Genomic DNA, 13,317 nt, shown 5'->3' with positions numbered 1-13,317 from the left:
ATCCTCAGGAAGGAACAAAGATTGGAATGCGGAGGGAACTTTTTTCTCCACATCCGTAAAGATACTCCAAAAATCCCGGTTGTTACATGCGAGCCAGAAGAACAGGGGCCGCTTCGAGGGTTTGCCCGACCCGCATCACGCCAACGAATGTGGCATTAGCCAAGCAGCCGGGTGGCGGCGTGGATCAGCTGGCGCTGCCAGCGATCTTCAAATCGTGCCGCAGGGGTTCACACCCTGCGGCTTTGTAGTGCTTCCAGCGTTCGCGTGCGAGCTGGCGATCCACCTCGTTGAACGTGACCACTTCGATCAGCCGTTCAAACCGCTCAAAGCCGACAGGACATTCGTCGCTCAGGTTGAGGAGAACGTCGGCTGGGAAATCAGTGGGCGGCACATGGCCACTGGCGATGAGGATGGGAGAAGCCTTGAACAGCAAGGCCGCATCGCTCTCGCGACAGTGCGGCACAAACTCCCCCGCCGCCATGGTCCAGAGCGCCTGGTCCAGCGATGCGCAGTCCCTGGACGAACCCAGCACCACCACACGCGCGCCCTTGAGGTAGGCCTTTCGCAGAAGGCGGCAGGCATAACCCAGTTTGTCCGGTGCGTTGAAGTGGAAGGCCACTTCGGTCATGCCGGACACCTCGACGGTTTGGCCTCGGTTGCAGGTGCATCCATACCGTCTGGCTATTTCTGGCGCGCAGCCTTGACCGCCGCCTTGGCTGCCCGTGCCGGCACCTTGGTCGCCGCGCCCGCTTCGTTGATCAGGTACTGCAGCAACAGGGGCACGGGCCGACCGGTTGCGCCCTTGGCGGTACCGCTTTTCCAGGCGGTCCCGGCGATGTCCAGGTGAGCCCAAGGCAGGTCGGCCGTGAACTTCTGCAGAAACTTCGCTGCGGTGATGGCTCCGCCGGCCCGACCAGCCACGTTGCCCATGTCGGCAAAATTCGACTTCAGGCCTTCGGCGTACTCGTCGTCCAGTGGCATGCGCCAGCACAGGTCCAGCGACTGGTCCCCGGCCTGGCCAAGTGCTTGCGCGAGTTCGTTGCGCGCTGAAAAGAGACCCGAGCGCACGGCGCCCAGGGCGATCACACAGGCACCGGTAAGCGTGGCTATGTCGATCACGCAGCGTGGCTTGAACCGCGCGGCGTAGGTCAACGCATCGCACAGGATGAGGCGTCCTTCGGCATCGGTGTTGAGCACTTCAATGGTCTGACCACTCATGCTGGTGACCACATCACCGGGCTTGACCGCCAGGCCATCCGGCATGTTCTCGCAGCTCGGAATCAGACCCACCACGTTGATGGCGGGCTGCAGCTCGGCCAACGCGGCAAAGGTGCCCAGCACGCTGGCGGCGCCACCCATGTCGAACTTCATTTCATCCATTTCAGCCGCAGGCTTGATGGAAATGCCACCGGTGTCGAAAGTGATGCCCTTGCCCACCAGCACCACCGGCGCGCTGGTCTTGGCCGCGCCGCTGTAATGCATGACGATGAAGCGCAAAGGCTCTGCCGAGCCCTGGGCGACCGCGAGGAACGCCCCCATGCCGAGCGCTGCAACTTCTTTCGGACCCAGCACCTCGGTCCGGATCCCTGGCTTGCGCCCCAGCTTGCGCGCGGCGTCCGCCAGCATGCTGGGCGTGGCGTGGTTGGCGGGACGGTTGGCCCATTCCTTGGCCAGCTCTACCCCGGTCACCTGGGCTTTGCCGGCGGCAAATTCGGTGCGCGCTGCGCCGGCATCGCCCACACCCAGCACGACCTGGCTGATCGTCCGCGCCTTGGCCGAAGGCTTGGTGGTGGTGAAACAGTAGGTGGCGTCGGCGCAGGCCATCATGGCCACGCGGACGGCCAACGCATCCTGATCCAGCAAGCTCAACAGCAAGCCCAGCTTTTTCACACCAGGCTGCTTGAGCAGGGCCATGCCCGCCAGCACCGCCTTGCGCACCGCAGACGCCGATCCGTCGCCTGAGCGGACCAGCACCACCCACGACGCCTTGATATCCTGCGGGCGGTAGCAACTCAAGGCCTTGCCGACACCCGGCTCCAGATCACCCCGGCGGTTGGCTTCGCGGATCAGGCTGACCAGCGCGGCGTCGGCCGTGCCGGACACATCGGCGCCGTCGGGCACCAGAACCAGCAGGGCGTCGACGGGCAGCCGGGCGGCTTGCTGATGCGAAAGGGATTTGAGTTCAAAGTCCATAATTGAGGTTTCCTGGGTATCTTTTCGATGTTATTCCATTCTTCCCTACGCACCGAGCTGGCACGCAGCTTCGGGGCCACGCTGGTGGTCCTGCTCACCATCGTGCTGACGATGCTGCTGATCCGCACGCTGGGTCTGGCCTCCAAGGGCAGCGTCAACCCGGAAGAAATCATGCTCGTGCTGGGCTACACGGTGCTGGGCTACACGCAGACCATCCTGACGCTGGCCTTGTTCATTGCCATCGTGTCCACGCTCGCCCGCATGTACCGCGACAGCGAGATGATCATCTGGTTTTCCAGCGGTCGCTCGCTCGCCGGGTTCCTGGGCCCGGTGATGCGTTTCTCCTGGCCGGTGTTGCTGGTGATCAGTGTGATGGTCTTTTTCGTCTGGCCCTGGGCCAATCAGCAAACCGCCGATCTGCGTGACCGGTTTGCCAGCCGCGGCGATCTGCAGCGCATTGCACCAGGGCAGTTCCAGGAGTCTTCCAGCGGACGCCGCGTGTTCTTCATCGACAAGGACACCGCCGATGGCACCGAAGGCCGCAATGTGTTCATTTCCAGCATCGAGAAAAACGGCACCGAAACCGTGACAACGGCCAACTCGGGCCGCATCGAGCAGATCGGTGACCAGTCGTATCTTATGCTCCGCAACGGCCAGCGACTGGAAGCGGAAGTGCAGACCCCCGCAAAACCCGGCCGCATCAAGGTCAGCGAGTTCGAGGAATATGGTGCGCTGATTGGTGCCACGACACCCCGGACCCGCAGCAGTCAGGCCCTCAAGGCCCGCAGCACCTGGGCCCTGATGACCGATCCCAGCGCCGGCAATCAGGGTGAGTTGGGGTGGCGCATCGGCATTGTCCTGACCGCGCTCAACCTGGTTCTGCTGGCTGTGGCCACCACCGTCAGCAATCCTCGCGCCGGACGCAGTGGCAACCTGATGTTCACTCTGTTCGCCTTCATCCTGTACTTCAACTTTCTCAACATCGGCCAGCGCTGGGTGGGATCGGGCCAGCTGTCGCTGTCCTCACTGTTGCTGATGTTGCACGGCAGTGTTTTCGTGATTTGCACGGTGTGGCTGATCAAGCGCCAGCGCAACGTCAGTCTGAGAGGCTGGTTGCAGCGGCGCCTGCGCTCCGAACACGTTGAAAAGATCAGGCAAACGGCATGAAAACCATCCGTCGCCTCATCTACTGGGAAATCCTGCTCGCCACCGGCTTTGTACTGCTGGCGTTTCTTTCGTTGTTCTTTTTCTTCGATTTCGTCGAAGAGCTTTCGTCCCTGGGCAAACCATCGCGGCTGGAGCCTGATGTGATTTACGAGGTACGGCACGCGCTGCTCTATGTCGGGCTGCTGATGCCCAGCCGGGTGTACGAGCTGCTGCCCATCTCGGTGCTCATAGGCACGATCGCGGTGCTGGCCCGGCTGGCGCAGACCTCGGAATACACGATCCTGCGCACCAGTGGCCTGGGCCCCTGGAAGGCGCTGCGCACCTTGCTGGGCCTGGGGCTGATCTTTGTCCTGGTGACGTTTGCCGTGGGTGACTACGTGGCGCCTCTGGCCGACAAGACCGCCCAGTTGCTCAAGGCCCGGTACCAGGGCCGCATCAGCCTGGGACAAACCGGCGCCTGGCTCAAGGAGCGCCAGCTCTACAGCAACTTCTCGGTGAACGTGGGCTCGCTGTCGCCCAAGGGAGAGCTGGGCGAGGTGCGTATTTTCGAGTTTGACAACCAGGGTCTGCTGGTGTCGACGCTGGAAGCCGCGCAAGGTCAGATTGAAACCGATGAGTCCTGGACGCTGCGCAAAGTCCTGCGCCGCGAGTTCGACACCGCGGGCCAGATGTCGGCGCGCATCCTGCGCAGCGATCTGGAGACCTTCCGCTGGCCCAGCACCATCACCGCCGAAATGGTGTCGGTCGCACTGCTCAAGCCCGAGCGCATGCGCACCACCGACCTGTACGCCTACATCCAGCACCTGGAGAGCAACGGGCAGACCGCGCAGCGCTACGAGATCGAGTTTTGGCGCAAGGTGTTCTACCCCTTGAGCTGCCTGGTGATGGTGGTGCTGGCACTGCCCTTTGCCTACCTGCATTTCCGCTCCGGCGGGATCACCGGCTATGTTTTTGGCGGGGTCATGATCGGCATCAGCTTCTTCCTGCTCAACAACGTGTTTGGCTACATTGGCAACCTCAACCAGTGGCAGCCCTGGTTCGCTGCGGCTTCCCCGTCGATCATTTATTCACTGGTGTCGCTCGGTGCGTTTGGCTGGCTGGTTTTAAGGCGTTGACGTTATGCGTGGTGTGATTGTCTTTGCCCACGGCTCGCGCGACCCCTTGTGGCGCTTGCCGGTGGAGGCGGTTGCGGCGCAGATCGCCCGAACCGATCCGTCCGCCCCCGTGGCCTGCGCCTATCTCGAGCTCTCCGAGCCCGACCTGCCCAGAGCCGCCGAACGCCTGATTGCGGCGGGAGCCACCCACATCCGTGTGCTCCCGCTGTTCTTCGGCATGGGCAAACACGCGCGGGAAGATCTGCCGCAGCTGATGCTTGACCTGGCCACCCTACACCCTGACGTGCGGTTCGAACAGTTGGCCGCGGCGGGGGAAGACCCGCGCCTCACCGCCTTGCTGGCCGAAATCGCACTGGAAAAACAAGCATGAACCTGCACCAGTTCCGGTTTGTCCAGGAGGCGGTGCGCCGCAACCTGAACCTGACCGAGGCCGCCAAAGCGCTGCACACGTCGCAACCCGGTGTCTCCAAGGCCATCATCGAACTGGAAGACGAACTCGGCATCGAGATTTTTGCCCGCCACGGCAAACGCATCAAACGCGTCACCGAACCCGGCGTGCAGGTGCTCAAGAGCATCGAGATCATCCTGCGCGAGGTCAACAACCTCAAGCGCATCGGTGAACAGTATTCGGCCCAGGACAGCGGCACCCTGTCGATCGCCACCACACACACCCAGGCGCGCTATGTGCTGCCCGATTCGGTGGCCAAACTGCGCAAGGCCTACCCCAAGGTCGGCATCAGCCTGCACCAGGGCTCACCCGACCAGGTGGCCAAGATGCTGCTGGAAGAAGTGGCCGAGATTGGCGTGGCGACCGAGTCGCTCGTGAACTACCCCGAGCTGGTCACCCTCCCCTGCTACGAGTGGCAGCACGTGCTGGTGTTCCCGTTCGACCACCCGCTGGCGACGCAGGAACGCATCACGCTCGAAGACCTGGCGCATTTGCCACTGATCACCTACCACCCCAGCTTCACCGGGCGCACCCGCATTGACCAGGCGTTTGCACTGCGCCATCTGCAGCCCGATATCGTGCTTGAAGCGATCGACTCGGACGTGATCAAGACCTACGTCAAGCTCGGCATGGGCGTAGGGATCGTGGCCGAAATGGCCGTGCAGGGTGAAAACCAGACACCCGATCTGTCATCCCGACCCGCGGGGCAGCTGTTCGGCCACAACCTGGCGCGCGTGGCGTTCAAACGTGGCACCTACCTGCGTCACTTCGTGCTGCGTTTTGCCGAACTGCTCAGCGACCGGCTCTCGCGCGACCTGATCCTGCGGGCCATGAGTGGCACGCCGGACGACTATGAGTTGTGACTCCCCCCGCGCCGGCCTGTCGGCCGTCACCCCCCAGGGGGCAACACCTGCGGCCTGGCAAAGCCAGTTCCGCGGTGTTCTGGCCAAAGACCCTTCTCTCCCGCATTCCTCGCGTTGACCGACATGACCTCGATCACCCCTCACACCCCCGCCCTCACATCCCGCCTGCCCCACGTCGGCACGACCATCTTCACCGTCATGTCGGCGCTGGCGGCCGAGACCGGCGCGGTCAACCTCGGCCAGGGGTTCCCGGACTTCGACTGCGACCCGGAACTGGTCAACGCCGTCACGCGCGCCATGCAGGCGGGCCACAACCAGTACCCGCCCATGCCCGGCGTGCCGGCGCTGCGCCAGGCCATGGCGGCCAAGATGTTGGCCCTGTATGGCCTGGCCTGCGATCCGAACACCGAGATCACCGTCACCGCAGGCGCCACGCAGGCGATCCTCACCGCCATCCTCGCCGTGGTGCACCCGGGCGACGAGGTGATCGTGCTCGAACCCTGCTACGACAGCTACGTGCCCAACATCGAGCTGGCCGGCGGTGTGGCGGTGCGTGTGCCGCTCATGCCCGGCAGCTTCCGCCCCGACTTTGGTGCCATCGCCGCGGCCATCACGCCACGCACCCGCGCGCTCATCGTCAACAGCCCGCACAACCCCAGCGGCCAGGTCTGGAGCCAGGCCGACATGCTGCAGTTGCAGGACATGCTCGCCCCCACCAACGTGCTGCTGATCAGTGACGAGGTCTACGAGCACATGGTGTTCGACGGTCAACAGCACCAGAGTGCGGCACGTTTCCCGGGCCTGGCAGCGCGCGCCTTCATCATCAGCAGCTTCGGCAAGACCTACCACGTCACGGGCTGGAAAGTCGGCACGGTGGTGGCTCCCGCCGCCATGACGGCCGAGTTCCGCAAGGTGCACCAGTTCAACGTGTTCACCGTCAACACCCCCATGCAGCACGCGCTGGCGGCCTACATGGCCAACCCGGCGCCGTACCTGGAGCTGTCGGCCTTCTACCAGCGCAAGCGCGACCTGTTCCGCGAGGGCCTGGCCGGCACCCGGTTCACCCTGCTGCCCGGACAGGGCACCTACTTCCAGTGCGTGGGCATCGGCGACCTGGCGGTGCCCGAGCGCGACCTGCCCGAAGGCGACTTCTGCCAATGGCTCACGCGCGAGATCGGCGTCGCGGCCATTCCGCTCTCGGCTTTCTACGGCAACGGCTTCGACCAGAAGGTGGTGCGCTTCTGTTTTGCGAAAAAGGACGACACCTTGCGCGAAGCGCTCAAACGCCTGGCGCGGCTCTGATCTGTAACGCGGCGATCCCGACGCCTGCCACACCGCTCAGCAGCGCACCGCGTTGCGACAGAAGCGGTCCAGTTCCCGCACCGTGCTGCGGGCAGCGACGGCCTGGCGGGCCTTGGGGCCCACCTCCAGACGGAGCTTCATGTCGTATTTCCTGAAGAAATCGTCGAACAACTCGCCGCCCAGCGTGCCGGTGGCCGTGAGTGTGTCGGCCTTGGCGTCGTGCTCCAGCAGTACCGCGCACAGCGGCTGCTCTGCCGGCCCACCCAACACCTGTGCGCCCCGCGCCGGGTCGTACTGGCTGTGTTCGGCGCAGCAATGGATCAGGTCGCTGCCCTTGCTCGGTGTCTGTGGGTTGAGTGCGGCGCCCTTGCGGAAGCTGATGAAACTCAGGTCCCGGGTGGGATAGACCAGCTTGTGGGCGCAAATGGCGGAAAACGCCACCAGGCTGCGCGCCGGGCCGACACCGCCGGGCCACTGGTAGGTCTGCTGCCCGCGCGTGCGCAAGCTCGTCGGCATGGCCGGTTTGCCCAGGTCCAGCAGGAACACCGGCGTGGCCTCGAACGGGTAGTGAAACACGTAGTTGGTCTGCGCCTTCAGTTCGGAGGCCTTGAGCGGGTCGCCCAGCTCGTCCACCAGCAGCACCCTTCCGTAAGCCCGGGGTTCGGCGCTTGCCGCCCAGGCACCGCTGGCCAAGGAGGCCGAAAGCGCTGCAGTCCCCAGCGCACAGCTTTCCACGAATTCGCGTCGATCCATGAATGAGCCCCTGAAACGCCTGGTCCCTGCCCGGGTCCGGCACGCCTCGCAGTGAAACGCATTCGGGAATGCGCTGTCAAGCTTGCCCCTGTCACGGCATGGGCCAGGACTTCAGGCGCTGAAAACCTGTCGGCGCCGATTCCGTCGCATCGACTCAGGTGTTCAGTTGGGCCCAGGCCTTGTCCAGCCGCTTCACGCTCACCGGCTGTGGCGTTCGCAGTTCCTGCGCGAAGAAGCTCACGCGCAGTTCTTCGAGCAACCAGCGCAACTCCTGCAGGCGCGCATCCTGCACGCCCTTTCGCTCGGCCACCATGCGCCAGAAGCGCTGGTCCTGCGGGCGCAGTTCAGCGAACTTGGCGGCGTCGCGAGCCGGGTCGGCACGGTGCTTGTCCAGCCGCAGCTGCACGGCCTTCAGGTAACGCGGAAAGTGCTGCAGCTGCGCGTAAGGCGTGCTCAGCAGAAAGCGCTTGGGCACCAGGCGCTGCAGCTGCTGTGCGATGTCGGTCGCCACGTCGGCGGGCGGGCGGCTGTCTTTCAGCTTGCGCGCGGCGACCGCGTATTCGGTGAGGATCAGTCCCGCGTTGCGGGCGATCTCGGAAGAGATCAGCGTGAGCCGGCCCCTGCCCTCTTCCACCCGTTTCTTGAACGCCGTTTCATCGGTGGGCAGCGGATCGGCCAGGAAAGCGCGGTCCAGAGCGAGTTCGATGATCTGGTTGCGCAGCTCTTCCAGCGTGCCACCGCCCGATCCGCCCTCGGTCTTGCCGACCTGCATGTAGGCCGTGGCCATGCTCATCAGGCCGGGCAGGTTTTTTTCCAGGTACTTCAGCGCGTCCTTGATCTGCAGCGCGAACAGGCGGCGCAGGCCCTCGCGGTGGCGTGCCATCGCGACCTCGGGTTCGTCGAACACTTCGATGCCGACCGCGTCACCCAGGTCCATGAGTGCCGGGAAGCCGATCAGTGTCTGCCCGCCTTTGCGGATTTCCATCAGCTCGGGCAGCTCACCGAAATCCCAGCTGGTGTGGCGCTGGGTGGCGCTGGCGGCGGGTGCTGCGGGCGCTTCCGCCGAGACGCGGCGCGCGCCACCCGCGCTGGCCGATGCCGGCGCGGCCTTGGGCTCAGGAGATGCAGGGCGCAGGCTTTCCAGCTTGAGCGAGGCCAAGGCCTGAAAGGCCCCGCGCGCCTGACCGCCCAGCTCGGCCTTGAGCGCCGCCAGGCTGCGGCCCTGGCCGAGCTGTCGACCGTGTTCGTCCACCACGCGCAGGTGCATGAAGTGGTGCGGTGTGAGCATGTCGACCTTGATGTCGTTGCGCACGATGTCGAGCTGCGTCGCTTCGCGCACCAGCTTCAGCAGCGCGTCCATCAGGTTGCCGGCACCGAACACCGCAGGCTCGGTGAGCGCGGCGGCGAAGCGCTCGGCCGTGGCCGGCAACGGCACCAGGCGCGAGCGCGGTCGCTGGTGCAAGGTCTTGAGCAGCGCCAGCAATTTGTCCTTCAACATGCCGGGCACCAGCCAGTCGCAGCGGTCTTCGCTCACCTGGTTGAGCGCAAAGATCGGCACCGTGACGCTCAGGCCATCGCGCGGATCGCCCGGCTCGTGCAGGTAGGTGCAGGCGCAGTCCACTCCGCCCAGGCGCAGCGTCTTCGGGAACGCCTGCGTGGTGATGCCGGCCGCCTCATGCCGCATCAGCTCGTCTTTGGTCAGCAGCAACAGCTTGGGGTTGAGCTTGACCGCACCCTGGTACCAGCGCTCGAAGCCGGCGCCGTTGCACACGTCGGCGGGCAGCTGCTGGTCGTAGAACGCGTAGATCAGCTCGTCGTCGACCAGCACGTCCTGCCGGCGCGACTTGTGCTCCAGCTCCGCCACCTGCTTCACCAGCTTCTGGTTGGCAGCGAGGAACTGCAGGCGCGTCTCCCAGTCGCCGGCGACCAGCGCCTCGCGGATGAAGATTTCGCGCGCGCCCGCCGGGTCCACCCGGCCATAGTCGGTGCGGCGGTTGTGATAGACCACCAGGCCGTAGAGCGTGGCACGCTCCAGCGCCGACACGCGCGCGGCCTTCTTCTCCCAGTGCGGGTCGAGCAACTGCTTCTTGATCAGGTGGCCGCCGACCTGCTCCAGCCAGGTCGGGTCGATGTTGGCAATGCCCCGCCCGAACAGGCGCGTGGTTTCCACCAGCTCGGCGCAGACGATCCAGCGCCCCGGTTTCTTGCTCAGGTTCGCGCCCGGGTGGCGGTAGAACTTGATGCCGCGCGCGCCCAGGTACCAGTCTTCGGTTTCGCTCTTCTGGCCGATGTTGCCCAGCAGGCCCGAGAGCATGGCCAGGTGCAGCTGTTCGTAGCTCGCCGGTTGCGTGTTCAACGTCCACTTGTGTTCGGCCACCACGGTGTGCAGCTGGGTGTGGATGTCGCGCCATTCGCGCACGCGGCGCACGTTGATGAAGTTCTCGCGCAACAGGTTTTCGTACTGGCGGTGGCTCAATTTGTGATCGTTGCCGTGGCCGCCCTTGGCGTCGTCCAGCCACTTCCAGAGCTTGAGCGTGCCGCTGAACTCGCTCTTCTCGTCGTCGAACTTGGCATGCGCCTGGTCGGCCTGGGCCTGCTTGTCCATGGGCCGGTCGCGCACGTCCTGCACCGAGAGCGCCGAGGCGATCACCATCACCTCGTCGAGCGCGCCACGCTGCTGCGCCTCCAGGATCATGCGGCCCACGCGCGGATCGAGCGGCAGGCGCGAGAGCGTCTGGCCGATGGGCGTGAGCTCGTTGGCCTCGTCCACCGCGCCCAGTTCGGAGAGCAACTGGTAGCCGTCCACGATGGCGCGCTTCTGCGGCGCCTCGATGAAGGCGAAGTCTTCCACCGCGCCCAGGCGCAGCGCCTTCATGCGCAGGATCACGCCGGCAAGCGAGCTGCGCAGGATCTCGGGGTCGGTGAAGGCCGGCCGGCCGTTGAAACCGGCTTCGTCGTACAGCCGGATGCAGATGCCGTCGGCCACGCGGCCGCAACGGCCGGCGCGCTGGTTGGCCGCCGCCCGACTGATGGGCTCGACCATCAACTGCTCGACCTTCTGGCGGAAGCTGTAACGCTTCACCCGCGCCGTGCCGGCGTCGATCACGTAGCGGATGCCCGGTACCGTGAGCGAGGTCTCGGCCACGTTGGTCGAAAGCACGATGCGCCGACCGCTGTGGTCCTGGAAAATGCGGTCCTGCTCGGCCTGCGACAGGCGTGCGAACAGCGGCAGCACTTCGGCGTTGCGCAGCGTGGGGATGTGGCTGAGGTGCTTGCGCAGGTGGTCGGCGGCTTCGCGAATTTCGCGTTCGCCGGGCAGGAAAATCAGGATGTCGCCACCTTGCGGTGTCCGCCACAACTCGTCCACGCCATCGGCGATCGCGTTGTTGAGGTCGTAGTCGCGGCTCTCTTCAAATGGCCGGTAACGCACCTCCACCGGGAAGGTGCGGCCCGACACCTGGATGACCGGCGCCGGGCCTGCTTTTGAGGCGAAGTAGTCGGCAAAACGCTGCGCGTCGATGGTCGCCGAGGTCACCACCACCTTCAGGTCCGGCCGGCGCGGCAGCAGCTGGCGCAGGTAGCCGAGCAGGAAGTCGATGTTGAGCGAGCGCTCGTGCGCCTCGTCGATGATGATGGTGTCGTAGGCACGCAGGTCGGGGTCGGTCTGCGTCTCCGCGAGCAAGATGCCGTCGGTCATGAGCTTGACCGAGGCGTCCTTGGAGAGCCGGTCCTGGAACCGCACCTTGAAGCCCACCACCTCGCCCAGCGGCGTCTTCAATTCCTCGGCAATGCGCTTGGCCACGCTGGAGGCCGCGATGCGGCGCGGCTGCGTGTGGCCAATCAGCTGCGGGCGCTGGCCCGGCTTCGCGTTGAGCTTGCCGCGGCCCATCTGCAGCGCGATCTTGGGCAGCTGCGTCGTCTTGCCCGAGCCGGTCTCGCCGCAGACGATGACCACCTGGTGCTCGCGCAGGGCGGTCTCGATCTCCTCCCGGCGGGCGGAGACGGGCAGGGACTCGGGAAATTCGATGTGCAGCGGCGCGGAGGTCAAGGAGGAACTTCAGTCAAAATCAGGCAACCGGCGATTATCCGCGCCCCGCCCAACGTCTGTCCGATCCGCTGCCCATGTCCAACGTCTTCAACTTCACCTTCGTTCCCTGGTTCCGCTCGGTCGCGCCTTACATCCACAAGCTGCGCGGCAGCACGGTGGTGGTGGGCGTTGCCGGTGAGGCCATCGCGGCTGGCAAGTTGCCCCTGATCGCGCAAGACCTCGCGCTGATCCAGAGCATGGGCGTGCAGATCGTGCTGGTGCACGGCTTTCGCCCACAAGTGAACGAGCAGCTCCAGGCCAAGGGCCACGAAGCAAAGTACTCCCACGGCATGCGCATCACCGACTCGGTGGCGCTGGACTGTGCGCAGGAAGCCGCAGGGCAGCTGCGCTACGAAATCGAGGCCGCCTTCAGCCAGGGCCTGCCCAACACGCCCATGGCCGGCGCGACGGTGCGTGTGATCTCGGGCAACTTCATCACCGCGCGCCCGGTGGGCCTGATCGACGGCGTGGACTTCATCCACTCCGGCCTGGTGCGCAAGGTGGACACCGAAGGCATCCAGCGAACGCTGGACATGGGCGCCATGGTGCTGCTCTCGCCCTTCGGCTTTTCACCGACCGGCGAGGCCTTCAACCTCACCATGGAAGACGTGGCCACCTCCATCGCCGTGGCGCTGCAGGCGGACAAGCTGATGTTCCTGACCGAGGTGGCGGGCATCGCGCTCGACGCGGGAGCGCCACACCCGGCCAAAGACAGCGAGATCGACACCGAGCTGCCGCTGGCCGACGCCAAAAAGCTGCTCACTGCCCTGCCCCAGGCCACACAGCCGACCGACACGGCTTTCTACCTGCAGCACTGCATCCGCGCCTGCGAGGGTGGCGTGGAGCGCAGCCACATCCTGCCGTTCGCGGTGGACGGCGCGCTGCTGCTGGAGATCTACACCCACGACGGCATCGGCACCATGGTGGTGGACGAGAAGCTGGAGAGCGTGCGCGAAGCCACCATGGACGACGTGAGCGGCATCGTGGCGCTGATCGAGCCGTTCGAGAAAGACGGCACCCTGGTCAAGCGCGACCGCACCGAGATCGAACGCGACGCCGGCAACTACACCATCATCGAACACGACGGCGTGATCTTCGGCTGCGCCGCGCTCTACCCGTACCCCGAGGCCCGCACCGGCGAGATGGCCGCACTCACCGTGTCGCCCGACACACAAAGCCAGGGCGACGGCGAGCGGCTGCTCAAGCGCATCGAAACCCGCGCCAAGGCGCAGGGCCTGCAGAGCATCTTCGTGCTCACCACGCGCACCATGCACTGGTTCCTCAAACGCGGCTTTGTGCAGGTCAACCCCGACTGGCTGCCCGAGGCGCGCAAGCGCAAATACAACTGGGATCGCAAAAGCCAGGTGCTCGTGAAAAAAATCGGTTGAC

The 13,317-nt window shown here is 65.2% G+C and carries 10 protein-coding genes; 6 read left to right on the top strand and 4 right to left on the bottom strand.

The annotated features are described in order from the left end of the window. Nucleotides 1–184: 184 nt before the first annotated feature. Together ACN5W5_RS04425 and ACN5W5_RS04420 are read right to left on the bottom strand one after the other, a co-directional pair. A complete protein-coding gene (locus ACN5W5_RS04425; protein ID WP_420047339.1) occupies nt 185–628 on the bottom strand; it encodes a DNA polymerase III subunit chi in 444 nt (147 codons plus the stop codon). A gap of 53 nt (nt 629–681) precedes the next feature. Beyond that, the gene (locus ACN5W5_RS04420) at nt 682–2,193 is read right to left on the bottom strand and encodes a leucyl aminopeptidase (protein ID WP_420047338.1); all 1,512 of its coding nucleotides are present in this window, start codon (nt 2,191–2,193) and stop codon (nt 682–684) included. 27 nt (nt 2,194–2,220) lie between these two features. Between ACN5W5_RS04420 and lptF the strand changes: the two genes are divergently transcribed. The 5 genes from lptF to ACN5W5_RS04395 all read left to right on the top strand — a co-directional run bounded on the left by lptF (nt 2,221) and on the right by ACN5W5_RS04395 (nt 7,088). Next, the gene (gene lptF, locus ACN5W5_RS04415) at nt 2,221–3,360 is read left to right on the top strand and encodes an LPS export ABC transporter permease LptF (protein WP_420047337.1); all 1,140 of its coding nucleotides are present in this window, start codon (nt 2,221–2,223) and stop codon (nt 3,358–3,360) included. Then, a complete protein-coding gene (lptG, locus tag ACN5W5_RS04410) occupies nt 3,357–4,475 on the top strand; it encodes an LPS export ABC transporter permease LptG (protein ID WP_420047336.1) in 1,119 nt (372 codons plus the stop codon). Before lptF ends, lptG begins: the two co-directional genes overlap by 4 nt. A 4-nt stretch (nt 4,476–4,479) precedes the next feature. After that, nucleotides 4,480–4,845, top strand: coding sequence for a sirohydrochlorin chelatase (locus ACN5W5_RS04405; protein ID WP_420047335.1), 366 nt, complete (start codon nt 4,480–4,482; stop codon nt 4,843–4,845). Further along, nucleotides 4,842–5,786 (top strand): CysB family HTH-type transcriptional regulator, encoded by a 945-nt coding sequence (locus tag ACN5W5_RS04400; protein ID WP_420047334.1) that lies wholly within the window; start codon nt 4,842–4,844, stop codon nt 5,784–5,786. The genes ACN5W5_RS04405 and ACN5W5_RS04400 overlap by 4 nt, the downstream gene beginning before the upstream one ends. 123 nt (nt 5,787–5,909) lie before the next feature. After that, nucleotides 5,910–7,088: a pyridoxal phosphate-dependent aminotransferase gene (locus ACN5W5_RS04395; RefSeq protein WP_420047333.1), complete on the top strand. Its 1,179-nt coding sequence runs from the start codon at nt 5,910–5,912 to the stop codon at nt 7,086–7,088. A gap of 36 nt (nt 7,089–7,124) precedes the next feature. Here the strand turns inward: ACN5W5_RS04395 and ACN5W5_RS04390 are convergent, their stop codons facing one another. Both ACN5W5_RS04390 and hrpA read right to left on the bottom strand, forming a co-directional pair. Then, a complete protein-coding gene (locus ACN5W5_RS04390) occupies nt 7,125–7,841 on the bottom strand; it encodes a (2Fe-2S)-binding protein (protein WP_420047332.1) in 717 nt (238 codons plus the stop codon). Nucleotides 7,842–7,995: 154 nt separating this feature from the next. Then, nucleotides 7,996–11,889, bottom strand: a complete 3,894-nt coding sequence (gene hrpA, locus ACN5W5_RS04385) for an ATP-dependent RNA helicase HrpA (protein WP_420047331.1) — start codon at nt 11,887–11,889, stop codon at nt 7,996–7,998. A 74-nt stretch (nt 11,890–11,963) separates the two neighbouring features. Between hrpA and argA the strand changes: the two genes are divergently transcribed. Next, nucleotides 11,964–13,316, top strand: coding sequence for an amino-acid N-acetyltransferase (gene argA / locus ACN5W5_RS04380; protein ID WP_420047330.1), 1,353 nt, complete (start codon nt 11,964–11,966; stop codon nt 13,314–13,316). The last annotated feature ends 1 nt before the right edge of the window (nt 13,317 follow it).

Source organism: Hydrogenophaga sp. ZJX-1 (genome assembly GCF_048590325.1).
Classification (GTDB): Bacteria; Pseudomonadota; Gammaproteobacteria; order Burkholderiales; family Burkholderiaceae_C; genus Hydrogenophaga.
Note: the sequence above shows the minus strand (reverse complement) of the source record. Positions and strands in the feature narration are given on the sequence as shown.

Bases quoted from the DNA above. Each gene is read 5' to 3' on its own strand.
- ACN5W5_RS04425 (WP_420047339.1), bottom strand. From the start codon at position 628: ATGACCGAAGTGGCCTTCCACTTCAACGCACCGGACAAACTGGGTTAT.
- ACN5W5_RS04420 (WP_420047338.1), bottom strand. From the start codon at position 2,193: ATGGACTTTGAACTCAAATCCCTTTCGCATCAGCAAGCCGCCCGGCTG.
- lptF (WP_420047337.1), top strand. From the start codon at position 2,221: ATGTTATTCCATTCTTCCCTACGCACCGAGCTGGCACGCAGCTTCGGG.
- lptG (WP_420047336.1), top strand. From the start codon at position 3,357: ATGAAAACCATCCGTCGCCTCATCTACTGGGAAATCCTGCTCGCCACC.
- ACN5W5_RS04405 (WP_420047335.1), top strand. From the start codon at position 4,480: ATGCGTGGTGTGATTGTCTTTGCCCACGGCTCGCGCGACCCCTTGTGG.
- ACN5W5_RS04400 (WP_420047334.1), top strand. From the start codon at position 4,842: ATGAACCTGCACCAGTTCCGGTTTGTCCAGGAGGCGGTGCGCCGCAAC.
- ACN5W5_RS04395 (WP_420047333.1), top strand. From the start codon at position 5,910: ATGACCTCGATCACCCCTCACACCCCCGCCCTCACATCCCGCCTGCCC.
- ACN5W5_RS04390 (WP_420047332.1), bottom strand. From the start codon at position 7,841: ATGGATCGACGCGAATTCGTGGAAAGCTGTGCGCTGGGGACTGCAGCG.
- argA (WP_420047330.1), top strand. From the start codon at position 11,964: ATGTCCAACGTCTTCAACTTCACCTTCGTTCCCTGGTTCCGCTCGGTC.